This window comes from Thiorhodovibrio winogradskyi, from assembly GCF_036208045.1.
Classification (GTDB): Bacteria; Pseudomonadota; Gammaproteobacteria; order Chromatiales; family Chromatiaceae; genus Thiorhodovibrio; species Thiorhodovibrio winogradskyi.
Genome location: NZ_CP121472.1, coordinates 1,069,935 through 1,096,137, shown reverse-complemented (window position 1 = coordinate 1,096,137; position 26,203 = coordinate 1,069,935). Strand labels below are relative to the sequence as shown.

The 26,203-nt window shown below is 61.7% G+C and carries 21 protein-coding genes; 1 reads left to right on the top strand and 20 read right to left on the bottom strand.

What is annotated here, in order from left to right:
* Positions 1-19: 19 nt before the first annotated feature.
* The 3 genes from argJ to Thiowin_RS04845 all read right to left on the bottom strand — a co-directional run bounded on the left by argJ (position 20) and on the right by Thiowin_RS04845 (position 5,223).
* Positions 20-1,231 carry a bifunctional glutamate N-acetyltransferase/amino-acid acetyltransferase ArgJ gene (argJ, locus tag Thiowin_RS04855; RefSeq protein ID WP_328986609.1) on the bottom strand — a complete coding sequence of 404 codons (1,212 nt, stop codon included), beginning with the start codon at positions 1,229-1,231 and terminating at the stop codon, positions 20-22.
* Between the two features lie 45 nt (positions 1,232-1,276).
* Positions 1,277-4,150, bottom strand: a complete 2,874-nt coding sequence (secA, locus tag Thiowin_RS04850) for a preprotein translocase subunit SecA (protein WP_328986608.1) — start codon at positions 4,148-4,150, stop codon at positions 1,277-1,279.
* Positions 4,151-4,239: 89 nt separating this feature from the next.
* On the bottom strand, positions 4,240-5,223 hold the full coding sequence (locus Thiowin_RS04845) for a M23 family metallopeptidase (protein WP_328986607.1): 984 nt from the start codon (positions 5,221-5,223) through the stop codon (positions 4,240-4,242).
* Between the two features lie 83 nt (positions 5,224-5,306).
* Here Thiowin_RS04845 and Thiowin_RS04840 point away from each other — a divergent pair, with 83 nt between their 5' ends.
* A complete protein-coding gene (locus Thiowin_RS04840) occupies positions 5,307-5,975 on the top strand; it encodes a DciA family protein (protein WP_328986606.1) in 669 nt (222 codons plus the stop codon).
* 24 nt (positions 5,976-5,999) lie between these two features.
* Here the strand turns inward: Thiowin_RS04840 and lpxC are convergent, their stop codons facing one another.
* The 17 genes from lpxC to mraZ form a co-directional block, all read right to left on the bottom strand.
* Positions 6,000-6,911 (bottom strand): UDP-3-O-acyl-N-acetylglucosamine deacetylase, encoded by a 912-nt coding sequence (gene lpxC / locus Thiowin_RS04835; protein ID WP_328986605.1) that lies wholly within the window; start codon positions 6,909-6,911, stop codon positions 6,000-6,002.
* Positions 6,912-7,484: 573 nt separating this feature from the next.
* The gene (gene ftsZ, locus Thiowin_RS04830) at positions 7,485-8,654 is read right to left on the bottom strand and encodes a cell division protein FtsZ (protein ID WP_328986604.1); all 1,170 of its coding nucleotides are present in this window, start codon (positions 8,652-8,654) and stop codon (positions 7,485-7,487) included.
* Between the two features lie 81 nt (positions 8,655-8,735).
* The gene (gene ftsA, locus Thiowin_RS04825; protein ID WP_328986603.1) at positions 8,736-9,965 is read right to left on the bottom strand and encodes a cell division protein FtsA; all 1,230 of its coding nucleotides are present in this window, start codon (positions 9,963-9,965) and stop codon (positions 8,736-8,738) included.
* A gap of 10 nt (positions 9,966-9,975) precedes the next feature.
* Complete coding sequence (locus Thiowin_RS04820) at positions 9,976-10,845, bottom strand: cell division protein FtsQ/DivIB (RefSeq protein ID WP_328986602.1); 870 nt, start codon at positions 10,843-10,845, stop codon at positions 9,976-9,978.
* A gap of 11 nt (positions 10,846-10,856) precedes the next feature.
* Complete coding sequence (locus tag Thiowin_RS04815) at positions 10,857-11,786, bottom strand: D-alanine--D-alanine ligase (RefSeq protein WP_328986601.1); 930 nt, start codon at positions 11,784-11,786, stop codon at positions 10,857-10,859.
* Entirely contained in the window at positions 11,783-12,688 is a 906-nt protein-coding gene (gene murB, locus Thiowin_RS04810; protein ID WP_328986600.1) for a UDP-N-acetylmuramate dehydrogenase, read from the bottom strand. The genes Thiowin_RS04815 and murB overlap by 4 nt, the downstream gene beginning before the upstream one ends.
* Positions 12,685-14,100 (bottom strand): UDP-N-acetylmuramate--L-alanine ligase, encoded by a 1,416-nt coding sequence (gene murC / locus Thiowin_RS04805; protein WP_328988010.1) that lies wholly within the window; start codon positions 14,098-14,100, stop codon positions 12,685-12,687. The genes murB and murC overlap by 4 nt, the downstream gene beginning before the upstream one ends.
* A gap of 110 nt (positions 14,101-14,210) precedes the next feature.
* The gene (murG, locus tag Thiowin_RS04800) at positions 14,211-15,317 is read right to left on the bottom strand and encodes an undecaprenyldiphospho-muramoylpentapeptide beta-N-acetylglucosaminyltransferase (RefSeq protein ID WP_328986599.1); all 1,107 of its coding nucleotides are present in this window, start codon (positions 15,315-15,317) and stop codon (positions 14,211-14,213) included.
* Positions 15,302-16,576, bottom strand: coding sequence for a putative lipid II flippase FtsW (gene ftsW, locus Thiowin_RS04795; protein WP_408034165.1), 1,275 nt, complete (start codon positions 16,574-16,576; stop codon positions 15,302-15,304). The genes murG and ftsW overlap by 16 nt, the downstream gene beginning before the upstream one ends.
* Positions 16,573-18,015, bottom strand: coding sequence for a UDP-N-acetylmuramoyl-L-alanine--D-glutamate ligase (murD, locus tag Thiowin_RS04790; RefSeq protein ID WP_328986597.1), 1,443 nt, complete (start codon positions 18,013-18,015; stop codon positions 16,573-16,575). Before murD ends, ftsW begins: the two co-directional genes overlap by 4 nt.
* Complete coding sequence (gene mraY, locus Thiowin_RS04785; RefSeq protein WP_328986596.1) at positions 18,012-19,094, bottom strand: phospho-N-acetylmuramoyl-pentapeptide-transferase; 1,083 nt, start codon at positions 19,092-19,094, stop codon at positions 18,012-18,014. The genes murD and mraY overlap by 4 nt, the downstream gene beginning before the upstream one ends.
* A gap of 2 nt (positions 19,095-19,096) precedes the next feature.
* On the bottom strand, positions 19,097-20,563 hold the full coding sequence (locus Thiowin_RS04780) for a UDP-N-acetylmuramoyl-tripeptide--D-alanyl-D-alanine ligase (RefSeq protein WP_328986595.1): 1,467 nt from the start codon (positions 20,561-20,563) through the stop codon (positions 19,097-19,099).
* Position 20,564: 1 nt separating this feature from the next.
* Positions 20,565-22,193 (bottom strand): UDP-N-acetylmuramoyl-L-alanyl-D-glutamate--2,6-diaminopimelate ligase, encoded by a 1,629-nt coding sequence (locus tag Thiowin_RS04775; protein WP_328986594.1) that lies wholly within the window; start codon positions 22,191-22,193, stop codon positions 20,565-20,567.
* Positions 22,190-23,983 (bottom strand): peptidoglycan D,D-transpeptidase FtsI family protein, encoded by a 1,794-nt coding sequence (locus tag Thiowin_RS04770; RefSeq protein WP_328986592.1) that lies wholly within the window; start codon positions 23,981-23,983, stop codon positions 22,190-22,192. The genes Thiowin_RS04775 and Thiowin_RS04770 overlap by 4 nt, the downstream gene beginning before the upstream one ends.
* A complete protein-coding gene (ftsL, locus tag Thiowin_RS04765; RefSeq protein WP_328986591.1) occupies positions 23,973-24,260 on the bottom strand; it encodes a cell division protein FtsL in 288 nt (95 codons plus the stop codon). Before ftsL ends, Thiowin_RS04770 begins: the two co-directional genes overlap by 11 nt.
* A complete protein-coding gene (gene rsmH, locus Thiowin_RS04760; protein WP_408034164.1) occupies positions 24,257-25,147 on the bottom strand; it encodes a 16S rRNA (cytosine(1402)-N(4))-methyltransferase RsmH in 891 nt (296 codons plus the stop codon). The genes ftsL and rsmH overlap by 4 nt, the downstream gene beginning before the upstream one ends.
* 135 nt (positions 25,148-25,282) lie before the next feature.
* Entirely contained in the window at positions 25,283-25,717 is a 435-nt protein-coding gene (gene mraZ / locus Thiowin_RS04755) for a division/cell wall cluster transcriptional repressor MraZ (protein ID WP_408034163.1), read from the bottom strand.
* Positions 25,718-26,203: the final 486 nt, after the last annotated feature.

Below are 26,203 nucleotides of genomic sequence, written 5' to 3'. Positions count from 1 at the left end.
GAACCCGCGCCGCTCGGTCTCAGCTGCGGTATTCGGCGTTGATGCGCACATAGTCGTAAGAGAGGTCGCAGGTGAGCATGCGGAGTTCAGCGCTGCCTCGACCGAGATGGACCTCGATCTTGAAGCTATCCTGTGCCATGACCCGCGCACCATGCTCTTCCCGATAGTCCGGGTCACGCCCACCACCAGCGACGATGCGGACGTCATCAAGCCAAATAGTCACCCGATCAATATCAAGCCCGACGACCCCGGCACGACCCACCGCGGCCAGAATGCGGCCCCAGTTGGGGTCACCAGCAAACAGCGCGGTCTTGACCAGGGGCGAATGGGCAATGGTTTCAGCCACCAGGCGCGCCTCGTCACAGGTACTCGCCTCACGCACCGCGACCCGCACCAGTTTGGTCGCGCCCTCGCCATCGCGCACAATGGCGGTGGCGAGTTCCAGGCAGAGATCATCAAGCACCTGTTGCCAGATCGCCAATCCCTTCGGATCCCCATCCTCCAGAAGCGGATTGCCCAGTGCACCGGTTGCCGCCAGCAGGCAGGCGTCGTTGGTGGAGGTGTCACCATCAATGCTGATAGCATTGAAAGTACTGGCCACGGCCGTGTTCAGACTAGAGCGCAGTGGCCCTTCGGCGATGGCCAGATCCGTGGCGACAAAGGCCAGCATGGTGGCCATGTTGGGACAAATCATGCCAGCGCCCTTGGCTATGCCAACCAGGGTTGCGCGATGTCCATTGAGTTCGAACTGACGCCGGACCAGCTTGGGCTGGGTGTCAGTGGTCATGATGGCGCGGGCAGCGGCTTCCCAGGCATCCGCCCGCAGCCCTTGGAACAATGGTGGCAGGGCGGTGCCGATGCGCGCGACCGGCAGATACTCACCTATCACCCCGGTGGAAAAGGGCAACACCTGATTGGCCGCGCAACCTGCCTGGTCAGCGACCAGAGCGCAACACGCGCGGGCATCAGCAAGCCCGCGGGCGCCAGTACCGGCATTGGCGTTGCCTGAATTGATCAACAGATAACGCGGCGAGGTCACGTTCAGATGCTGGCGGGCCAGGGTCACAGGCGCGGCACAAAAGGCGTTTTGAGTAAAGACCGCGGCCGTTTGGGTGCCAGGGGCAAGCTCCATCAGCACTAAATCCTCGCGCCCGCTGTAGCGGATGCCGGCGGCGGCGGTGGCAAGCCGTACACCCGCGACGCGAAAGGCGGTGGAAGATTCAGCGCTCATCGACTGTGACTGACGGCCAGGTCCGAAATCCAAGATCACAGCCGCTCAGCCGAGCTTGCCGTGGCATTGCTTGTACTTTTTGCCCGAACCGCATGGACAGGGCTCGTTGCGGCCGATTTTGCGCCCGGCGCGCACGAAGGGCTGCTGATCGCTGGCGGATTCTGTCCCGCCACCAGTCTCCCGTGCTAGCTCGGGTTCGCCCGCTGCCCCAGACGCTGTTTCAGATTCTGCTCCGGATACTGGGCCCGATCCCAAACCACCAAAACTTTCGTGCTTGAACTCGAAAGCGCGTTCTCGGTCGAACTGACGCTCGGCCAGACTGGACAGCTCGGGCGGCATTTGCACCTGCATGCGCGCGAGGGTGCGAATCACGTCCTGCTTGATGCTATCAAGCAGCGCCGAGAACATCTGGAAGGCCTCGCGCTTGTACTCCTGCTTGGGATTCTTCTGCGCATAGCCACGCAGATGGATACCCTGGCGCAGGTAGTCCATCTGCGCCAAATGTTCCTTCCACTGGGTGTCCAGTGTCTGCAGCATGACAGCCTTTTCAACCTGACGGAAATTCTCTTCCCCTACCTGGTCTTTCTTGTCGCGATACCGGCGCGCGAGTTCATCATCGATACGCTGGCGCAGGCTCTCCTCATGCAGCTCATCGTCTCGATCCAACCATTGTTGAATGGGCCAGTCGCCGCCAAATTCATCGACCAACGCCTGGGTCAGACCCGGCACGTCCCATTGCTCTTCCAGACTGTGTCTAGGAATATGCTGATCGATCAAGCGACCGAGGACGTCCTGGCGCATCGCCTCAATGGTCTCGGAGACCTCGGTCGCGTCCATCAGCTCGCGGCGCTGCCGATAAATGACCTTACGCTGATCGTTGGCGACGTCGTCGTAGTCGAGCAACTGCTTGCGGATATCGAAGTTGCGTCCCTCGACCTTGCGCTGGGCGTTTTCAATCGCTTTGCTCACCCAGGGATGCTCGATTGCCTCGCCTTCCTGCATACCGAGCTTCTGCATCATGTTCGCGACTCGGTCGGAGGCGAAAATGCGCATCAAGTTATCGCGCAAGGACAGATAAAAGCGGCTGGAGCCGGGATCACCCTGGCGGCCGGAGCGCCCGCGCAACTGATTGTCGATGCGGCGCGACTCGTGCCGCTCGGTGCCAATCACATGCAGTCCGCCGGCGTCGATGACCTGCTGGTGACGGGCTTTCCAGTCAGTCTTGATGCGCTCTCGCTCGACGGGATCCTCGGCATTTTCCAGCTCGGCCTCGAGATTGCCGCCCAGCACGATGTCGGTGCCGCGACCAGCCATATTGGTGGCGATGGTGACCGCGCCCGGCTCGCCGGCGCGCGCCACTATGCCCGCCTCGCGCTCGTGCTGCTTGGCATTCAGCACCTCGTGCGGAATCTTCTCGGCGCTCAGCAGTTTATCGACCAGTTCGGAGGTCTCGATGGACGCGGTGCCGACCAGCACCGGCTGACCGCGCGCGACACAGTCCTTGATGTCCTCGATGATGGCCTTGTACTTCTCATCCTGGGATAGATAGACCAGATCGCCGTGATCGGCGCGGATCATGGGCACATTGGTTGGAATCACGACGACCTCGAGCCCATAGATCTGCTGGAACTCGAAAGCCTCGGTGTCCGCCGTGCCGGTCATGCCCGCAAGCTTGGGATAGAGACGGAATAGATTCTGAAAGGTAATGGAGGCGAGCGTCTGGTTTTCCTGCTGGATGGCCACCCGTTCCTTGGCCTCGACTGCCTGGTGCAGCCCCTCGGACCAACGCCGCCCTGGCATGGTGCGACCGGTAAACTCATCGACTATGATGATCTGCCCATCGCGGACGATGTAGTCGACATTTTTCTGGAACAGCGCATGCGCACGCAGAGCAGCATACACATGATGCATCAGAACGATATTGGAGGCATCATAGAGGCTCTCGCCCTCGCCGAGCAGGCCAAGCTCGGTCAGCATGTCCTCGACCTTCTCGTGACCGTCCTCGCTCAAATAGACTTGACGCGCCTTCTCATCGACTGAGTAATCACCAGGACCAAAGTCCGGCTGGCCTTCCTCGTTGGTGATGGGTTCCTGGCGCTCGAGCTTGGGTACGATCTGGTCGATCTGCAAATATAGATCGCTATTGCCCTCCGATGGACCTGAGATAATGAGCGGCGTGCGCGCCTCGTCGATCAGGATGGAGTCAACCTCGTCGACAATGGCATAGAAAGGATCGCGCTGCACCCGCTGCTCCGGGGTGAAGGCCATGTTGTCGCGCAGGTAGTCGAAACCGAACTCGTTATTGGTGCCGTAGGTAATGTCGGCATGGTAGGTCTCGCGCCGGGTGACGGGGCGCAAATGGCGATAGCCGCTGCCACCAGCAGCCGGTTCGAACTCTGGATCGTAGAGATAGGAAGCGGAATCCGGGCCAAGACCACCGGAAGAATTCACCACCCCCACCGAGAGCCCGAGGAAGTGATAAACCTGCCCCATCCAGGCCGCGTCGCGGCGGGCGAGATAATCATTCACCGTCACCACATGCACGCCCTTGCCAGGCAAGGCATTGAGATAAGCCGCCAGGGTGGCGACCAGGGTCTTGCCCTCGCCGGTGCGCATCTCGGCGATCTTGCCTGAGTGCAGCACCATGCCACCCACCAACTGAACGTCGAAGTGGCGCATGCCAAGCACCCGCTTACCGGCCTCGCGCACCAGGGCGAAGGTCTCGGCCAGCAGGTCATCTAGCTTGGCGCCCTGCTCCAGTCGTTCGCGGAACTCCGCGGTTTTGCCGCGCAGGGCATCATCCGGCAAGGCGGCTAGTTGTGGCTCGAGCGCGGTGACCTGCTCGGCCGTTTTCAGCAGTCGTTTGACCAAGCGGTCATTACGACTACCGAACAGTTTCTTGAAAAGGTTCATCCCCATGAGTGGCTCTCAACGGAAGCGCGAAAAAGGGCGCCAGTATAGCGCTTAGGTCGCACCCGCGCTCCAGAACCGCGCATTCTAGGCGAGTGTCAAAGACGCGCGATACGGGCTGTGCCACGTGGACTCAAGTAGGTTCTCGGATTGATGGGCGTGCCATTCTTGCGCACTTCGAAGTGAACATGGGGCCCAGTGGAGCGACCGGTGGAGCCCAGAGTGGCGATTTCCTGCCCCCGCCGAACCAGATCTCCTTCCCTGACCAAGTTGGTTTGATTGTGGGCATACCAGGTTTCAAGCCCGTTGCCGTGGCGAACCTCAACAATGTTACCGTAACCGTTCTTGCGCCCAGCGAAGACCACCAAGCCGTCTGCCATGGCCAGAATTGCGGTACCAGTTTTGCCTGATATATCAATACCCTGATGCATGCTGCGGCGGCCGGTAATCGGGTGGCGACGGTAGCCAAATTCCGAGGTCACTATCCCGCCAGAACGCAGAGGCCAACCTTCTGGCTTGGTGTGCTTGGTCAGGTCACGTTCCATGATGAACGTCTCAAGGAGTCCAAGCTTGCGCTTTCGATCATCGAGCGCGGCCAGCACTTTCGCAAGATCCTGCGCGACTTCGTTGATTCTGTTGGACTGATCCTTGTAGCGATCCGGACCGCCGGCGCCGGCTGGATTCTCGAAGTCGAACTCGTCGCTGTTCAAGCCAGCCATCTTCACCAATCGCTGCCCCAGCGCGTTCATACGGAGAACCTCTGCCTGCATCTCGGCAACGCGGACCGCGATAGTGTCAATATGCGCCTGGATCTGGCGTCGTTTCTGCTCAAGCTCAAGCTTGGCGTCTTCAAGATCGCGGGTTAGCGCAAGCTGACCGCTGATCGGGGAAGCATCGTTGAGGCGATATTTCCCCAGCCAATAGCCGAAGCCACCGGCCATCAGGCCAACCATCATAATGATCAGCAAAATTACGGAGCTGAACCCTTGCTCGGCGGCAAACACCTGACGTCGATGCATAATGACTCCTAAATACAGTTCTTGTTGGGCGAATTTTCGAATGGGGGGCTTGGCTGATTGCATCGAGCAGCGACGGTCACTACATTGACAGGAATACCTAACAAGAAGGCCGTCGCACCATTACTCTCGGAGGGAGGCCACGCGCTTTGCGCGCGACACTGGTATCCCGGCCATCGGTCAATCGGGTTAAAGGTCTCGAGCGCCGTCTGTCATCTCCATCGCCAAGCCGTAATCAAGCATTTCCGGTATCAGCTAATCCCGGCATCAATAAATTCAGCATGTTAAAAAAACTCCGCCCCACCGCAAAGCTAGCGGGTCCTGATCGCGAAACAGCCCTTGCCTCGGTTCTGCGCGAACTCAAGCAGCGTGAGCAGTTGCTTCGCACCATCAAACCCCTGCTGCCCGAGGGTGTCCGCCGACATTGCTCCCAGGCGAGCACTGATGGTGATTGCCTGCAGTTGTTTGCAGACTCGCCCGTCTGGGCGGCAAAGCTCAGGCTGTTTACACATCAGATACTTAATGTGTTATCAGAGCAGGGACTCACCCTGAAACAATGCCAGGTCCGCGTGTCCCCCCCCCTATTTGTTGGCAATGGACCGCAAGGACACAGGCATGCCGACTCCCACACCACCCTTGATCTTGATGGTTCTGGAGATCATGACCAGAAGCACGGCGTGACAGGCAACCCCAAAGGGCGCCTCTCGGCGATCGCTGCATCACACTTAAAGCAGGCGGCAAGTGCGATATCAGATGAGCGCATTGCAGCCTGCTTTGAGCGTATAGCACACCATCACGGCCAACACGCGCTAGAATAAACCAAATCCAGAATTAACTAGAAATTATGCCACGGGAACCGGATGAGCGTAGCTAATCGGCGCTTTTTTCGGGTCGCCAAAGGTCACTTCTTCCCAGGCTTCTTCATTGGCTAACAAGGCACGCAGCAACTGATTGTTGATGGCATGACCTGACTTATAACCATGAAAGGCGCCAATCAGTGAGTAGCCTAGCAGATAGAGATCACCTATGGCATCAAGGATTTTGTGTTTGACGAATTCATTGCCATACCTCAGACCTTCTTCGTTCAGTACCCGGTAATCATCGACCACGACAGCGTTATCCATGGTGCCACCAAGAGCCAGATTCTGTTGACGCAAAGCTTCGATATCGCGCAAGAAACCAAAAGTGCGTGCACGGCTGATCTCTTTGACAAAGGAGGTGGTTGAGAAATTGATACAAGCCGACTGTTCGCGAGACGAAAAAGCGGGATGATCAAAGTCAATCACGAAAGATACCTTGAAACCGTCAAAGGGGTCGAACTGGGCAAACTTATCGCCGTCCTCGACCCGAATACGACGCTTAATTCGAATAAAACGCTTCGGCCGTGATTGCTCCTCAATGCCAGCGGATTGAATCAAGAAGACAAAGGGGGCTGCGCTGCCGTCCATGATGGGCACCTCAGGGGCACTGACCCGGACATAGGCGTTATCGATTCCAAGTCCAGCAAAGGCAGAGAGTAAATGCTCGACAGTCGAAATGCGTACACCGTCGCGCATCAATGTTGTAGACAACCGCGTATCTCCAACATTCGCCGGACACGCCTTGATTTCGAAAGGCTCGTTGAGATCGTCCCGGATAAAAACGATACCTGTATCAGGTGCAGCAGGCGACAGAGTGAGGTACACTTTTTCGCCGGTGTGCAATCCGACACCAGTTGCTCTGATGACATTCTTGAGTGTTCGCTGCCGGATCATTGATAAAGCTCTCCGTTCACCGCGGCGGTCCCTGCGGCGTCGCCACTTGCTTGCTCTTAACTCGAGCTGCGTTCGATCTGGGCGCTCATATCGCGGCCATCGGCGTCAGTCTCGTCCTGGGGACCGGAGGATTTCGACTCCTCCGGCCAGCGTCTGTTAACTCATCAAGGCAACATCATCGACTCATTCGCGCCTGTGCGGCCGGCGGATGCTTGAAATGGCACGGCACCTTGGAAGTCAGTGGTCAGAATCCGCGCCAGCGTTATCTGCCTTTGGTCGCCATATTAGGGTTTTCCCGAATTAGAATCAAGCACCCGAATCCAACCTTTTATGAAAAAACCGAACCTTGTCGCCAACGACCAAGTTTCGCGGATTCGAGCCGCTCTCTACACCAATGCAAAAACAACGCCTTACTAGTTTTTCAGGCGTTCTAGGCCCTTACCCTCAAGCATAACGGTAGTTTGAGCGTCCAGGATCCTTTGGACTCGGCGCCTCGGTCAAAGGGTGCGGCGCGACATCATTGACGATGCCGCGTCGGCAATGCCTCCCTTTGCTCAATCCGATGCATGGGATTCAATCCGCCTGTCGGCGCAGGAAGGCCGGGATGTCGAGATAATCCAGATCGGCCGCCGCCGACCCTCCTTCGGCAGCGGCAGCGTTGGCCGCCGCACGCTTGTTGCGAATGTAAGCCGGTTGGTCCATGTCCCGGTAATCCGGTGCCATGCCGCGGTCAGGTTCGTTGGACACCAGACGCATCTTTGGCTGTTCAGCCTGCGCGGCGGCGCGAGCACCAAGCCCGGTGGCGACCACGGTGACGCGCATTTCCTTGTCCATACTGGTGTCAATGACGGTGCCAACCACGACAGTGGCGTCATCGTCCGCGAAATCCCGCACGGTATCGCCAACCTCGGTGAATTCACCGATGGTCAAAGAGCTGCCGGCTGTAATATTGACCAGAATGCCGCGCGCGCCGGACAGATCGATATCCTCGAGCAGGGGGCTGTTGATGGCGGCTTCCGCGGCTTCGCGCGCACGCTCGTCACCACTTGCCGCCCCCGTGCCCATCATGGCCACGCCCATTTCCGACATCACCGTCTTGACATCGGCAAAGTCGACGTTAATCAGACCAGGGCGCGTGATTAGCTCGGCGATGCCCTGAGTGGCGTTGCGCAACACATCATTCGCGGCACTGAAGGCGTCAAGCAGGCTCATGTCCTTACCGAGCACAGCCAGTAGTTTCTCGTTGGGTATGGTGATCAGGGAATCGACTGATTTGGCCAGCTCCTCGATACCCGCGTCCGCCACCTTGCGCCTTTTACCACCTTCGAAAGGAAAAGGTTTGGTGACCACGGCAACGGTGAGTATTCCAAGCTCGCGCGCGATCTGTGCGACCACGGGAGCAGCTCCAGTGCCTGTGCCTCCACCCATGCCCGCGGTGATAAACACCATGTCGGCCCCTTCGAGAGCGTCCTTAATGCGTTCACGGTCTTCCTCTGCCGCGGTGCGCCCGACCTGTGGATCGGCACCAGCGCCCAGGCCCTTGGTGATGTCGTTGCCAAGCTGCAAAATGGTTTTGACATTGGAGCTTTCGAGTGCCTGCGCATCGGTGTTGGCGCAGATAAACTCCACTCCTTCGATATCCGAAGCCACCATGTGATTGACGGCATTCCCGCCTCCGCCGCCAATACCGATCACGCGAATCACGGCAGTTTGGGTCTGGGCATCTATCAGTTCAAAAGTCATTGCAGTTCTCCTGATTTCTGGTCATGTAATAGGGATGGAAGCTGTCATGTCCTGAAACGACCGCCGTGATAGCGATCAATACTAGAGATCGCCGCTCAGCCATGAGCGGAATTTATGCCAGGCAGCACCGATCCCCCGCGTCTCGCGATACTCGGGATGGGCCTCGAATCTGTGCTGCTTGGCGTAGATGAGCAGCCCAACGCCACTGGCGTAGACAGGGTCGCGCATGCGGTCCTCAAGCCCGGTGAAATACTGGGGGACACCAATGCGCACCGGCATGCGAAACACATCCTCGGCCAATTCCACCAGCCCCTGCATCTTGGCGCTGCCGCCGGTCAGCACCACGCCGCCCGGGACCATGTCCTCGAAGCCGCTGCGGCGCAGCTCTCCCTGAAGCAGGCCGAGCAATTCTTCGTAGCGCGGCTCAACCACATTGGCCAGAGTGTGATGGGAAAGCTGGCGCGCGGGCCGGTCACCGATACTTGGCACCTCGATACTCTCCTTGCTAGCGGCATCGCATTGAGCACAGCCGTGGCTGATCTTGATGGATTCGGCGTGATGAATGGGCGTGCGCAGCGCCACCGCGATGTCGTTGGTCACTTGATCGCCGGCGATGGGCACCACGGCTGTGTGGCGAATGGCGCCATCGGTAAAGACAGCCATGTCAGTGGTGCCGCCACCCATGTCGATAAGGCAGACACCGAGTTCCTTTTCGTCCTCGGTCAGCACTGAATAGCTCGAACTGAGCTGATCGAGCACCAGGTCATCGACTTCCAAGCCGCAGCGACGAATGCACTTGACAATATTTTGGGCGGCACTGACCGCACCTGTGATGATGTGCACCCTTGCTTCCAAGCGTACACCACACATACCCACGGGCTCGCGGATGCCTTCCTGATTGTCGATGATGAACTCCTGCGGCAGGATGTGGAGAATTTTCTGATCCGCCGGTATGGGCACCGCGCGCGCGGCGTCTATGACCCGATCAATATCGCCCTGGTTGACTTCATGTTCCTTGATCGCGGTGACCCCATCGGAATTGCGGCTGCCAATATGGCTGCCGGAGATGCCCGCATGCACGGAATGAATCTCGCATCCAGCCATCAACTCAGCTTCCTCAATCGCGCGCTGAATGGACTGGACCGTTGACTCGATGTCCACCACCACACCTTTTTTGAGCCCGCGCGAGGGATGCAAGCCAAGGCCCACGATCTCGATGCTGTCATCGGCTTTGATCTCCCCAACCAGGGCCGCCACCTTCGAGGTGCCAATGTCGAGCCCCACCACTAAATTTTCTCTGCGTCTTGCCATAACCTGTGCTCTATCGCTGTTCGTTGAGTGCCGCCATGCGCTTTCCCCGGGCATGGAAATCGCTTTCCCTGTCGGTGGGCTCTCTGTCGCTATGTCCACTGCCCCTTTGCCAAAGCACCGCGAGACCATTGCTGTAGCGCAGATCGATACGCTCCGGCACCGCCACTGCCTCGATGCGCGGAAAAGTCGCCAGCAGCCGGGTCAGGCGCCGCTCGAGTTGCTCGGTGCCAAAATGCAGCACCGGCCCGCCGAGCAGCTCCAGTGTCCAGTCGCCGCGGCGGTCGCACTCAAGCGCGTCAATCAACAGGCCGAGGTCGGCGAGGCGCGGCTGCCACAGCAGCAGTCGGTCGACCACCTCCACGGCTCGCTCATCCGCACCCGACAGACGCGGCAATCCGGCCGGAACCCGACGGTCCTGGGGATGGAAAATCACCCCCTCTCGCGTCACCAAACCATCTTCACCCCAGCGGGCCACCGCCTCATGTTCGCTTACTTCGAGAATCAACCGATCCGGCCACACCCGCCGCAGGCTCGCCCCCTTGACCCAGGGCAAGGCCTCGACCCGCTCGCGCAGGGCCCCGAGATCCTGCGACAGAATGCCGCCGGTCAGGTGACTGGCCACTCGCTCCTGCAGTGCCTGACGCGAAAGGCTGCGCATCTCGCCATCCACGGTGATGACCCGAATGGGCAAGATGCGCGGCTCCCACTCCGCCGCCAGCCACAGGATCGCGGCCAGCGAGATCATCAGCGACAGTGCCACGAACAGGCGCAGCAGCAGCGTCTCGGTGGTCACGCCCAGACGCATTTGGCGGCTGGGAGCATCGCGCCTGAGAGTGGCCGCGATCAGGCTGTAGTGCTTGGGGTCCGCGGGATTGACCATGAGTATTTTGGTTAGCGGCTGGGTTTCAGGCTGGTGCGCAGAATGCGCGCGACCAACTCGGTAAAATCCATCCCCCGAGCGGCGGCTGCCATGGGCACCAAGCTATGGTCCGTCATGCCAGGGACTGTGTTGACCTCAAGCAAGCGCGGCTGACCCGCGGCATCGAGCATGAAATCCACCCGACCCCAGCCGGTCGCGCCAACGGCCTCGAAGGCGCGCAGGCAGAGCGCGCCGTATTCGGCTTCGCGTTCCGCCGTCAGACCGCAAGGGCACAGATAGCTGGTGGTATCGGCCTGATACTTGGCCTCGAAGTCATAAAAAGCGTTCGGTGTTTCGAGGCGAATCATGGGCAGCGCCTCGCCGTCGAGAATGGCGCAGGTGTACTCGGCCCCGCTCAGCCAGATCTCGGCAATGACCTCGGCATCGAAGGCGGCGGCAGCCCGATACGCATCAGTCAGCTCTTGCGGCGAATCAGCCCGCGCCATGCCAAGACTTGAGCCTTCGTGCGCCGGTTTGATCATCAGTGGAAAGCCAAGCCGCGCCGCCGCATCCATATCCTGCTCCGAGCGCAACACCACGAATTCGGCCGTTGGCAAGCCGCCACCGGCCCAGACCAATTTGGTGCGCACCTTGTCCATGCCGATGGCCGAACCCAGCACGCCGGAGCCGGTGTATGGCACGCCGAGGGTTTCCAGGGCGCCCTGAATCTGGCCATCCTCGCCACCGCGCCCGTGCAGGATGATGAAAGCGCGATCAAAACCACCGCGATCAAGCCGCTCCAGCACCCGCTCATCCGGATCGATGTCCTCCGCATCCACGCCGAGTTCACGCAGGGCTCGCAGCACTGCGGCACCGCTTTTGAGCGAAATCGCCCGCTCCGCCGAGCGCCCGCCCATCAAGACCGCGACCTTGCCGAAACGGCTGACTTCAATTGCCTTCATGCCTGTCCACCTCCAACGCGATGCACTTCGGGAACCAGGCGGATGCCATATTGTTGCTCGACGACCGCCCGCACATGGTCAATGAGCGCGAGAATGTCCGCGGCACTGGCATCGCCGCGATTGATGATGAAATTCGCATGCTTCTCCGACACCAGGGCTCCGCCAATACGGAAGCCTTTCAAACCGGCGCTGTCGATCAGGCGCGCCGCCCGATCGCCCGGCGGATTGCGAAACACCGAGCCACAATTGGCAGTGCCGGTGGGCTGAGTGGCCGCGCGCTGTGCTAGCAATTCCTTGATCCAGTTGGCGCCGACCTCCGGGTCGCCCACCGCCAAGCGCAACTCAGCGGACAAAAACCACTCCCCCGGCGGACCCTGGACCGAGCGATAACCGACCTTGAAATCCTCTGGATCGCGCTCTCGCACCCGTCCGCCGCGATCAATGGTCTTGACCCGGCTGACAAAGTCCCAGGTCTCGGCACCCCAGGCACCGGCGTTCATCGCCAGCGCCCCGCCGATGGTGCCGGGAATCCCGGCCAGAAATTCAATACCCGCCAAGCCCTGACGCACGGCATAGCGCGCCGCCTTGGCACTGGCCACACCCGCCTGGGCACGCAGGCGTTCGGAACCGACGCACATCAGCTCATTCAGGCAGCCTTGGGTTTGGATCACGGTCCCGGCAAAGCCGGCATCCTCGACCAGCAGGTTACTGCCCAAGCCCAGCCATAACAGCGGCTCCCTGGCATCGACCCCCTGCAGAAAAATTGCCAGATCCTCGGCATCCGCCGGGCGGTAAAAGCGCGCCGCCGGCCCACCCACCCGCCAGGTGGTATGCCTGGACAATGGCTCGTTGAGTCTCAGCTCCCCGCGCAAGGGGATGCGCTCGCCGACGCCCGCGCTCATGTCCCCTCTCCCCGCGCTGGCTCGCCCGCCAACACCCGCGGCAGGCGCGCGGCCAACGCGCCAATGTCGCCGGCGCCACTGACCAGCACCATGTCGCCCTCTTCGAGCAGATGCGCAAGCACGTCGGGCACTTCGTCAAGATCGGGCACAAACACCGGATCCACCTGACCACGAGCGCGAATGGAACGGCTCAGACCGCGCCCGTCAGCTCCTGGCAGCGGTTGTTCGCCGGCTGGATAGACCTCGCACAGAACAAGCACATCCACGCTTGAAAGAACCTGGACGAAGTCGTCGAACTGCTCAAGGGTGCGCGAATAGCGATGCGGCTGGAACACCAACAGCAGGCGCCGGCCGGGCCAGCCCTGACGAATGGCCGTCAGGGTTGCCGCCAGCTCGCGCGGATGATGGCCATAGTCATCCACCAGGGTGATCCGATGGCCGTCGGATGTGGTGACCTCGCTGACGACAAAGCGACGACCGATTCCCTGAAAGCGCGCCAGCGCGGTCTGAATCGCCTCGGGCGCGACCTGATGCTCCAGGGCCACGGCAATGGCCGCCAGCGCATTGAGCACATTGTGCTGACCGGGCAGATTCAGCTCGACCGGTAAGTCGAGCCCAGAATCCCGATCCTGTACACGAAAATCCATGCGCGCGCCTTGCTGGGGGCGGATGTCCAGTGCCCGCAGATCAGCGCCGGCGCCCGTGCCATAGGTACGCACCGGGCGCGCCAACTCCGACTGCACGGCGGCGACCTGGGGATCATCGGCGCACAAGACCGCCAGACCATAGAAAGGCAGATGGTGCAGAAACTCGACGAAGGTCGCTCGCAGGCGGGAAAAATCGTTGCCATAGGTGATCATGTGATCGGCATCGATATTGGTCACCACGGCCATCATCGGCTGCAGCAGCAGGAAGGAGGCATCGCTCTCGTCGGCCTCGGCAATCAGGAATTTGCTGCTGCCAAGGCGCGCGTGACTGCCGGCGCTGTTGAGCAGACCGCCAATGACAAAGGTCGGATCCAGCCCGGCCTCGCCGAAAATACTGGCAATTAGGCTAGTGGTGGTGGTCTTGCCATGGGTTCCGGCCACGGCCACGCCATAATAAAAACGCATCAGCTCGGCCAGCATCTCGGCGCGCCGCACAATGGGCACGCGCGCGGCACGCGCGGCTTCCAGCTCGGGGTTCTCGGTATCGATGGCGGATGACACCACCACGGCATCCACGCCACGGACCTGCTCGGCGCGATGCCCGACGAACACTGCCGCACCCAGGCGCTCCAGCCGCTCGGTCACGGCACCGCGTCGGCGATCGGAGCCCTGCACCTGATAGCCCAAGGTCAGCATCAGCTCGGCAATTCCGCTCATGCCGGCTCCGCCGATGCCGACGAAATGCAGCCGCCGGATGCGCCCCATGCTGGCGGCGGTATGGGACTGATCGATGGGGGACGGATCAAGGGGGGACGGATCAATGGCCCCCTGCTTGATGCCCGCCGCCGGTTCCAGTGTGATGGGATTCGGCCAGATCATGACGCGACCAGCTCCATGCAAGCATCGGCAATGCGCGCGGCGGCATCAGGCCTGGCCTTGGCACGCGCCGCCTCGGCCATCTTCAGGCGCCGGGCGGGGTCGGCCAGCAGCACCTTGAGCGGCCCAGCCAGGGTCTCGGCACTCAGGTCCGATTCCAAAAGCAGATTGGCCGCACCCGCCCTGACCAGATACTCGGCATTGCCGACCTGATGATTGTCGACCGCATAGGGAAAAGGCACAAAGATGGCTGGCACGCCAACAGCGGCGATTTCCGCCACTGTCAGCGCGCCGGCGCGGCAAATCATCAGATCCGCCCAGGCATAGGCCTCGGCCATGTCGGTGACAAAGGGCTGGATATCGGCCCGCACACCCGCCTCGCGATAGGCCTGTTGGGCCAGGCCCAGGGTTCGCTCGCCCGCCTGGTGGCGCACCTCGGGGCGCAAGGCCTCCGGCAACCGGGCCAGTGCCTGGGGCACCATTTGATTCAAAGCGCGCGCTCCCAAGGAGCCACCGAGCACAAAAAGCCGCGCGCGCGTCCCGAGTTTCTGGCTCCCGGCTTCCGCCAGGCGGCCGGCCCAACGCTCGGCCGGCGGCGGCAGGGCGGCAATCTCGGCGCGCAGCGGATTGCCGCTGGTAATGGCCGCGCGTGCCACGTGGAAGCTGCCGGGAAAGCCCTCGAACACCCGATCAGCTAGGCGCGCGAGCCATTGATTGGTCATGCCTGGCACGCTGTTTTGTTCTTGAATCACCAGCCGCCGTCCCTGCCGCCAGGCCATGAGTCCACCGGGGCCAGAAACGAAACCGCCCATGCCGAGCACCAGATCGGGCGTCCGCCGGCGCAACACCTGCCCAGCCTCGCGCAGCGCGACCATCAGCCGCCAGGGCGCCATCGCCAGTGTCTTCATGCCCTTGCCGCGCAGCCCTTGCACCCGCAACCATTCGATCTCAAAGCCATGCTCGGGCACCAGGCGGGCTTCCAACCCGGCACGGGTGCCCATCCAGAAAGGCTCGGCGCCACGCGCGCGCAGTTCGTGCGCGACCGCCAGCGCAGGAAAGACATGACCGCCGGTGCCACCGGCCATCACGGCTATGCGCGGCGCCATTGGTTTGCTCCCGTGGGTTTGGGTTCCTGCGCCTTGCGCCGCAACTCGGCATCGAGGCGTAACAGCAAGACCGCACTCATCATGGCGACGATGATGGAGTTACTGCCATAGCTCATGAAGGGTAGGGTCAACCCCTTGGTCGGCAGCAATCCGGTATTGACACCGGCATTGACAAAGGCCTGAAGGCCAATCAGCAGGCCGATGCCATGGGCCAGATAGGAGGAAAAATCCTCGCCCATCTCGTGCGCGCGCGCGCCTATGGCCAAGGCACGCCAAGTGACAAAACCCAAGGCGGCAATCACGACCGCGAAGCCGACAAAGCCCAGTTCCTCGCCAATGACCGCGAGCAGAAAATCGGTATGAGCCTCGGGCAGGAAGTATTGTTTCTGAATGCCATTGCCGAGCCCGACGCCAATCCACTCGCCACGCCCCAAGGCGATCAGCGCCTGACTCAGCTGATAGCCACTGTTGAAGGGATCGGCGAAAGGATTCATGAAGGAGGTCACCCGCTCGAGCCGATAGGGCTCGAACAGAATGAGGGCGACCAGCGCCAGGGACACCAGCGCGATCAGCACCACGAAATGCTTCAGCGGCGCACCGCCCAGAAACAGCAGCCCAAGCACGGTCGCCAGCAGCACGGCGGCGGTACCGAAATCCGGCTGCGCCATGACCAGGGCGCCCGCGGCGCCAAGCAGCAGCAAGGGGCGCAGCACATGACGCACCTCCAGCCCAGCGGCCAGGGGACAGCGCACCAAATAGCCAGCCAGATAGACCACGGCAAAGAGCTTGACCAATTCGGAGGGCTGTAAATTGAAGCCGGCCAGGCGAATCCAGCGCGTGGCCCCGTTGACGCTATAACCCACCCCAGGAATCAGCACCAGGACCAGCAGACCCATCCCGCCGAGCAACAGCCAAAGGCCGGCACGCTGCCAGAAGACCACGGGCAGACACCAGCAAACAAAGCCCGCCACCGCGCCCAAACCCAACGCCATGAGATGCCGATACAGGTAATGGAGCGGCTCGTTATGCGGCGGCTGGGCACCAATGGGCATGGAGGCCGAGGCAACCATCACAAAACCCATGCCAAGCAAAAAGACCACGGCCAGCAGCAGCGGATAGTCCACTGGCGCGAGGGTCGCACCCACACGCGTGTGCCAACTGCGCGGCATGCGCGGCATACGCTCGAGCGCGACCATCGCTTTGCCTGGAGCCGTGCCCACGCCCGTGGCTGGCGTTGCGATACTCTCGTGCGCCGTCACTTCGCCACCCTCAACACCGCCTCGGCGAACATTCGGCCGCGATGGCGATAATCAGTAAACATATCGAAACTTGCGCAGGCTGGAGAGAGCAACACCGCGTCACCAGGCCGCGCCAGCTCGGCGGCACTGGCGACGGCTGCCTTCATATCCACGGCTGTCTCAACTGGCAAGCCGGGCGGCGCGATGGCTTCTAGCAGCGGTGCGTCCCGGCCGATCAGCACCAGCGCGCGCGCGCTTTGCGCCAGCGTTTGCGTCAGGAGAGAAAAATCAGCACCCTTGCCGTCACCACCAGCGATCAAAACCACCTTGCCCGCGCCCGTCAGTTCGCGCGCGACACCCTCGAGCGCCGCGATGGTCGCGCCTGGATTGGTGCCCTTGGAATCATCGATCCAGCGCACGCCCCTGGCTTCAGCGACCAGAACGCAGCGATGGGGCAAGCCAGGAAATTCCGCCACGGCCGCGCGCATGGGCGCCAGTGGCAACCCACAAAGATCACCCAAGGTCAATGCGGCCAACGCATTGGCGAGATTGTGCGCCCCGGCCATGCGCACTTCGCGCGCAGGGAAGAGCGCCCGAGGCCCGCGACTGATCCAGAGTTCCGCCGCCTGATCGCCCTCGCCCGGCAGCAGGCCCCAGTCTTGTTCACCTTCGGGTGGCCCAAGGCCGAAACTGACCACCCTGGGCACGCCAATCGCCAGATCGCGCGAGGCGACATCGTCGCGGTTGACCACGGCTGCCTCGGCACCGGCAAAAATGCGCTGCTTGGCCTGGGCATAGGTTGCCAAGTCCGGATAGCGATCAAGATGATCGGCCGAGAGATTCAGTAAAGCCGCCGCTCGCGGTTGCAGTGAAACCGTGGTCTCAAGTTGGAAGCTGGAGAGTTCTAGCACATAGAGTTCAACATTGGGCGCGAGCAAATCGAGCGCTGGAGTGCCAAGATTGCCGCCAACCGCCACCTTGATGCCAGCATCACGCGCCATCTGGCCAAGTAGTTCGGTCACTGTACTTTTGCCATTGGAGCCAGTGATGGCCAGCACGGGCGCCGGCACTGAGCGGGCAAACAGCTCGATATCGCCGCACACCGGGATATCCCTTCCGCCAAAGTACGGCAGCAGGTCGCTTAGGGAAACCCCTGGGCTGATCACGATCTGATCGGCGACGGCAAAGGCGCCCGCATCCCAGCCGCCGAGCATCATGGCGACATCTGGCCCGGACTGTGACAAGCCCTCGCGCAGCGCATCAACACCCGGCGGATGAGCGCGGCTGTCGGTGATCGCGACCTGACAACCAATGCTGGTCAGATAGCGCACGCAGGAGAGCCCGGTGACTCCCAGGCCAACCACCAGCACCCGGGCGCCAGGCAGTTGCGGTAAAACACCGATGCTAGGTCCACTATTTGGCCCATTGTTGGGCCCATTGTTGGGAGTCTTGGCGTTCATCGAATCTTCAGGCTCGCCAGGCCAATCAGGACCAGAATCACGGTGACAATCCAAAAGCGCACAATCACGCGCGGCTCGGGCCAGCCCTTGAGCTCGTAGTGGTGATGCAGGGGCGCCATGCGGAAAATGCGCTTGCCGGTCAGCTTGAAACTGGCCACCTGCAGCATCACCGACAGGGTCTCGAGCACGAAGATGCCACCCATGATGAAGAGCACCAATTCCTGCTTGGCCACCACGGCAATGGCACCGAGCGCGGCTCCCAGGGCCAAGGCACCGACGTCGCCCATGAACACCTGCGCCGGGTAAGTGTTGAACCACAGAAAACCGAGTCCCGAGCCCACCAGGGCGCCACAAAAGATCACGACCTCGCCGACCTGGGGAATGTGGGGGATTTTCAGATAATTGGCGATTTCAGCATGACCAGCCGCATAGACCATGATGCCAAGTCCGCCGGCCACCAGCACCGCTGGCAGCACCGCCAGGCCATCAAGCCCGTCGGTGAGATTGACCGCGTTGCTCGCCCCGACGATGACCAGATAGGCAAAGACAATGAACAGAGGGCCCAGCTGAATGGCGACATTCTTCAGATAGGGCACCAGCAGCTCGGTCTCCTGCGGACTGATGGCCGAGTAGTAGAGATAACAGGCCGCCGCCAGTCCAAAGAGGGTCTGCAGCAGGTATTTGTAGCGCGCCGGCAGTCCGCGCGCGTCGCGCAGCACCAGCTTGCGATAGTCGTCGATGAAGCCGATGGCGCCGAAGGCCAGGGTGGTCAGCAGCACCACCCAGACAAAGCGATTGGAGAGATCCGCCCACAACAGGGTGCTAATGGCGATGGCAACCAGAATCAAGGTGCCACCCATGGTTGGGGTGCCGGCCTTGGAGAGATGACTGCTTGGCCCATCATCGCGCACCACCTGTCCGACTTTGTAGCTGCCAAGCCAGCGGATCAGTGGTCGGCCGACCAACAGCGCGATGGCCAAGGCCGTGAGCACGCCCAGAATGCCGCGCAGCGTCAGGTAACGGAACACATTAAAGCCGGTGTGAAACTGCGTTAGCCAGTCGGTCAAGAGCAACAGCATCTTTAGTTCGCCTCCAGGTCCATCGCGGGTCCATCCGTTTCCGAGTCATCCATTGCCGCATCATCCATTCTTGGGCCATCCATCTTTGGACCGGCGCACAGGGCATCGGCAATGCGATCCATGCCGGCGAGACGCGAGCCTTTCACCAACACCACATCATCGGGTCGCAGCCGCGCCCGCAGCGCTTGCAACAACTCGGCCTGCGATGCGAACGCCGCGCCGGTGGGAGCGGCTTCGGCCACGAGGCCCTCACCAAAGGCAGCGGCTGCCCGGCCAGCAAGGTCACCAACCGCGAACAATAGATCCACTCCAGCCGCACGCGCCCGCCGCCCCATGTCGGCATGCAGTGCGGCACTATCGGGGCCAAGCTCACCAAAATCCCCGAGCACCAGTAGATGGCGACCCGGCAGATCCACCAACACATCAACCGCGGCCGCGAGTGAGTCGGGATTGGCGTTGTAGCTGTCGTCGATCAGGCGCACGCCCTCGGCGGTGAGGCGCGGTTGCAGGCGCCGCGCCACCGGTTGCATCAAGGCGAGCCCGTGGGCGATGGCATCCACTGGCACATCCAAGGCCAGCGCCAAGGCCATCGCTGCCAGCGCATTGTTGACATTGTGCCGCCCGGCGAGTCCCAGGCCGATCTCGCAGGGCTCCTCCCACCCCGGCAGACAGGCCTCGAACAGGGTGCGAAAACCCGCCTCGTCCCAACGCGTGCGAATGGAATCCGGATTAGCCCGCAACTCGGCCCCCGGACCGGTGCCAAAGGCGATGTGCCGACGCCCACCGGCCAGTTCCCGCCACAGTGGCGTCCAGGGCACATCGGCCATGAAGGCGAAGGTCCCGTCGGCGCGCACACCCGAGGCAATTTCCCCTTTGGCGTGCGCGACACCCTCCAGACTGCCGAAGCCTTCGAGGTGGGCACGCCCGGCATTAGTGATAACCGCCACGTCGGGGGCGGCGATGCCGCTCAGATAGCCGATCTCACCGTGGTGATTGGCACCCATCTCAAGAATCAGGAAGTCCTCGTCGCGCGCCGCGAGCAGAGTCAGCGGCATGCCGATGGCGTTGTTCAGATTGCCGGCGGTCGCGCGTGTGGAACCGACCTGACGACAAATGGCCGCGGTCATTTCCTTGCAAGTGGTCTTGCCATTACTGCCCGTGATGGCGATCACCCGCCCTGTGAAGCCTGCGCGCCAGGCGGCCCCCAGGCGGCCCAGCCCCAGCAGGGGATCATCCACCATCCATTGCGGCAGCGCGGCCGCGACCGGGCGGGAAACCATGGCCGCCACCGCGCCGCGCTCCAGCGCCTTGGCGACATAGTCGTGACCATCGAAGCGCTCGCCGCTCAGGGCAACAAAGAGCTTCCCCTCACAGTCCTGACGGCTGTCGGTGGTCACGCCGTCGAAAGCCACATCGGCGCCCTCGAGACGCCCTCCCGCACTTGCCACTGCCTGCCCAAGAGTCCACATATCAGATCCTCCCTCGCCACTCGCGCAGCGCCTGCACGACTTGGGCGCGATCACTGAAGCGCACCTTGAGCTCGCCCATGTCCTGTTCGCTCTCATGGCCCTTGCCGGCGATCAGCACCGCATCCTCCGGACCGGCCAGCAACAAGGCGCGACGAATCGCCACGGCACGCTGGCGTTCAATCTCTGAAGTGGATATCCCGCCATCGACCTGTCGTCCGCTGGCATCTAATTTATGTGTTCCGATCCCATGCATGCCAGCCAGAATCTCAGCAATAATGGTGTCGCCGTCCTCATGGCGCGGATTATCGTCGGTCAAAATGATGTGGTCAGCCAAGCGTGCGGCAGCACGCCCCATCAGCGGACGCTTGCCACGGTCACGCTCGCCACCGCAGCCAAAGACCACAATCAGCTTGCCGGCGCAGTGAGAGCGTAGCTCACGCAAGGCCTGCTCGAGTGCATCCGGAGTGTGGGCGTAGTCGACCACACACAGAGGCTCACCCGGCGCGCCGAAGCATTCCATCCGCCCTGGCACGCCCCTGACTTGACCGAGTTGACGCAAGGCGGTCTCGAAACGCGCTCCACGCGCCAGCAGCAGGGTTAGGGTGGCAAGGAGATTGGCGGCATTGAAGCGTCCGACCAAGTCGGCCTGAATGACGCCCTCTTGCAAGTCACCTCCGGCCGCCGGTCGCCATGCCTGGACGCTCAGGCTCAGTCCGCGCTGATGCAGAGCCAGTTCCTGGGTACATAGCAACAGGTCACAGCGTCCTCGCACCCCGGCCGGGAGACTGAGCACGGGCTTCAGGCTGTAAAGCGCCAGTCGAACCTCTTGCGCCAGGCTCCCAAGCACTCGGCTAGTGAAGTCATCATCGGCATTGAGGATGGCCCAGCGCAGGTCCGGAAAGGCAAAGAGTCGCGCCTTGGCCGCCGCATAGGCATCCATGCTGTCGTGATAGTCGAGGTGATCCCGGGTCAGGTTGGTCAACAGCGCGAAATCAAAATGCACCGCATCGGCACGCCGCTGCGCCAGCGCATGCGAGGAGACCTCCATCGCCACCGCCTCGGCGCCCTGCTGGCGCAGATCAGCCAGCATGGCCTGAAGACTCAGCGCATCCGGCGTGGTCATGCCGGTGCCAGACAGGGCACCGGGAAATCCTTGCCCAAGAGTGCCAATAACGGCACAACGCGTCTCGGGCGTCAGGCTCTGGGCGACAAAATGGCTGACACTGGTCTTACCATTGGTGCCGGTGATGCCGATCACCTCGAGCGCAACGCTAGGGTCATGATGGAAACGCGCCGCTATGGCTCCCGCGCGGGTGCCAAGTTGCTCAACCGGAATGACTGGCAGATCAAGCTCAGTGGCCAATGCGCTGATGGCTGCCGCAGGCCAAGTGCCACTGGGCTCAGCCGCAATGGCGCCAAGTCCGCGACCGGCCAGTTCGCGGGCAAAATCGAGCCCATGCGCCTGCCCGCCCTGGCAGGCCAGAAACAAGGCGCCCGGACCGGCCTTGCGACTGTCGAGCGCAAGCCCCGCGAGCGGTACCGACGGCACCTCGATACCAGGCGCGATGAAGCCCGCGAGCAAGTCATCAAGCCGCCAGACACCGGCGGAAAGCGCGGGGGCCGCCATCATCTGGGCACTCCCGCGCGGCCGTCCGCGCCGGCTGTCAGCAAGAGGCTGGCCGCTGGATCATCCGGAGGCACGTTGTAGAGGCGCAACGCCATTTCCATGACCTTGGCAAAAACCGGTGCCGCGACCAGACCACCGTAGTAGTCCTTGCCACCCGGCTCATCGATCATCACCACCATGACGAAACGTGGATCGCTCGCGGGCGCCATGCCGGCAAAGACCGCCTGGTACTGCCCATCGACATAGCCGCGGGGGCCGGCTTTCTTGGCAGTCCCCGTCTTACCCGCGACGCGATAGCCTGTCACGGCGGCTCTTCGAGCCGTGCCCTCGGCCGAGACCACGGTTTCCATCATGGCGCGAACCTCGCGCGTGGTGCGAGCGGAGAACACCCGTCGCGCCTCGCTACCGCGATCCCGCCGCAGCAGGGTCGCGGGTCGCAAGACGCCATCGCCGGCCAGCACCGCATAGGCACTGGCCAGTTGCATGGTGGTGACATTAAGTCCATAGCCGAACGCCAGGGTGGCATGTTCGAATTCCGACCAACCCTCAAAATTCGGCAAGAACCCAGACCCAGTGCCGGGGAAGGGTTGCTCATCGCCAACCCAGCGCAGCGGCTGCCCGAAGCCGATCCGATCATAGAGTTGCCATAGCAGCGCGGGATCCATCTGCCGGGCGATTTTCACAATGCCAACATTGCTCGATTTGGTCAGCACGCTGGTGGTGTTAAGCAGGCCAAAATTGCGCACATCACGCACCCGATTGCGCCCGACCTGCATAAAGCCTGGACCGGTATCCACGATGCTGTTTGGATTCAAGACGCCATTTTCCAAAGCCATGGCAATGACCAAGGGCTTGACCGTCGAACCGGGCTCGAACAGATCGGTAAAGACGCGATTGCGGCGTTGCGCGGCCAACTCAGAGCGTGGCGCATTGGGATTGAAGGATGGCTGGCTGGCCGCCGCCAGCACTTCGCCGGAATCAACATCCAGCAGAACAGCCGTACCGGCGACGGCCTGATGCTCACTGACCGCGCGCTTGAGTTCGCGGTAGGTCAAAAACTGCAACCGCCTATCCAGGCTCAGCAACAAATCATCACCATGGCGCGGCGGGCGAATCTGCTCGATCTCCTCCACCACCCGGCCGCGACCGTCCTGAATCACCCGGCGCTTGCCGGGAATCGCACGCAGTCGCGGGTCATAGGCCAATTCAATGCCCTCCTGACCCTGATCGTCGATATTGGTGAAACCCAGCACATGGGCAAAGACCTCACCACCGGGATAAAAACGACGATACTCGGTCTCGACACCAAAACCCTGCACGTCATAGCGGTGCACGACATCCTCGGCCGCCTCGGCCAGACGCGGCTCGACACGACGACGTAGGTACATGAAGGCTTTGGCATGAAAACGATCAAGCCGCTGCCCGAGTTCCTTTGGGTCGAGTTCCAGACTCCGCGCCAGGGGCGCGATGGCCTGGGGCCGTTCAAGCAGGGAGCGCGGATCGATACTCAGGGTAGCCACGGCGGTGCTGATTGCCAGCGGCTCTCCGTGGCGATCCATGACCATGCCGCGACGGGCTGGAATCTCACGCTCGCGCACCGAGCGCAGATCGCCCTCATGCTTGAGAAAATCCGTCTCCAACACCTGACGATAGAAAGCGCTGGCCAGCACGGCACTGAAGGCGACCCCCAGGCAAAGCACGAGGACCGTCCGGCGTGCCGAGTAATTTGGCTTTTGCGTCAAGGCCTTCTGCCAGCGTTCGGCGCGTTTTTCGCGCTCGAGCCTAGTGGCCATGGGTCACCACCTCCAGCACCCGCACATCCGCCGCCTGGGGCAGATGCATGCCGAGTGCCTGGCGCGCGCGTTCCTCGAGCCGCGAGTGCGCGGTCAGCGATGCTTCCTCAAGGCGCAGACGCCCCCACTCCACATCCAGGGCATCGCGTTCGGCACGGGCCTCCTGCAAGCGCACAAACTCAGCGCGCGTAAGATACTTTACGTAAGAAACGGACACGGCACTAACAAGCACTGCGACCATGAGCAACGCCAGGCTAACTTGGCTCGAGCGAGTCATGAACGCCGCTCCGCCACCCGCAGGATGGCACTGCGCGCACGCGGATTGAGCGCGAGTTCAGCCTCGCCTGGGCGCAGCGCGCTACCAACCGACCGCAGCGGGCCACTGCTGGCGGCAGCGCGCACCGGCACCGATTTGGGCAACACCGGCCCGCGCGCCTGATCGCGAATAAAGCGTTTGACGATCCGATCCTCAAGTGAATGAAAGCTGATCACCACCAGCCGACCGCCAGCGGCGAGCAGATCGGTCACACCCGCCAGGCAGGCGCGCAGTTCATCCAGCTCTTGATTAATGACAATACGCAGTGCTTGAAAGCTTCGAGTGGCCGGATGCTTGCCGGGCTCGCGGGTCGGCACACTGCGCTCAATCAAGCCGGCCAGAACGCCCGTGGTCGTCAGAGCCCGCTGCGCGCGCTCGCGCTCAATGGCACGAGCGATGCGCGCGGCATAGCGCTCTTCGCCATAGTCTTTCAGCACCCGGGTGATCTCAGCTACAGGTGCGCGCGCCAGCCAGGCCGACAGAGGCTCGCCGTGGTTTGGGTCCATGCGCATGTCAAGGGGGCCATCCTGGTTGAAACTGAAACCACGCTCGGGCGTATCGAGCTGCGGCGAGGACACGCCAAGATCGAGCAGAAATCCAGCTATGCGTCCCTGCAGACCCAGGGCCTTGAGCCGCGCCGGCGTCTCGGCCAGCCGGCTGTGAATGATCTGCAAACGGTCATCGCTCTGCCGCAGAGTCTCACCAGCACCAATCGCCTCGGGGTCGCGATCAAAACCCAGCAGCCGGCCATGCGGGCCCAGACGTTGGAGCAGCGCGCGCGCATGCCCGCCGCGCCCGAAGGTCGCATCGACATAGGTCGCGGCCGGATTGATCGCCAATGCATGCATGGTTTCTTCCACAAGGACCGGGCAATGTTGTGCGTTCCCGAGAGCCGTGCCGCCTCCGGGGTGGTCACAGCCAATCGGGCCCATCCTGTTCTCCGTATGGTTGCCCCGGCTGGCCGGTTTAAGCGGCTGGCCGGGTTAAATGGATAGCGAACCGAGTTCCGGACTCGCCGCCAGGTTCGCCATGTCGAAAGAGGCTTCGGCGTCTTTCAGGGTTTGACGCCAGATCGCCTCATCCCACAACTCAAACTTATTTCCAACGCCAACCAGGGCGACACGTTTATCGAGGTTTGCATACTCCCGCTGCTCGCTGGTAACCATCACGCGTCCCTGGGTGTCGATTTCGACATCGTTGGCGTAGCCGATCAGTAACCGCTGCATGGACCGACTTGTCGGATCGAAAGACGGCAGCTTCATCAGCTTGTGCTCGATTTCCGCCCAAGTCGTTTCTGGATAAACCAGTAGACAATGTTGCGGGTCAGCGGTAATTACCAAACGCGAGTCGCACATGCGCGCCAGACGCTCGCGCTGCCGCGCGGGTATCGCCAGACGCCCCTTGGCGTCAAGATTCAAATAGCTGACCCCGCGAAACACAGCTGCTGTCGCTGAGCGACTTACCCCCTAATTCCCCACAATCCCCCACGCGAGCTTGATATTAGGAGAGCCTGATCCATCGGTCAAGGAAGTAGCAGCCATTTTTAACGGGTTGCCAGCAACTTACGCAACTTGCTTAAACCTCAACCGAGAAAATTGGAAAATAACCAATTTTCATATAATTGCACGAAATTGCTAAGATCTATTCGAGGTTTTTTTGAGGTCTTTGGGGCAGGTGTTTGGCCCTGGGGAAAGGTCCGCAAGTCGGGCAGCGCGAGACACTGGAAAGCCCGATTTCACGCGAAATTTGAAACTGCTAACGCCGGATCACTGGCGCTGAACATCGGGCACAACGACCGTTCGTCGGAAACTTGGAGCGAGTCCGCCTAGAGCTCAAAATAAGCCCGGCGGGAGCTCGGGAAAGAACCTCAAGAACCGGCTGTGGGGAGAAGTGGGGCGCCCGCG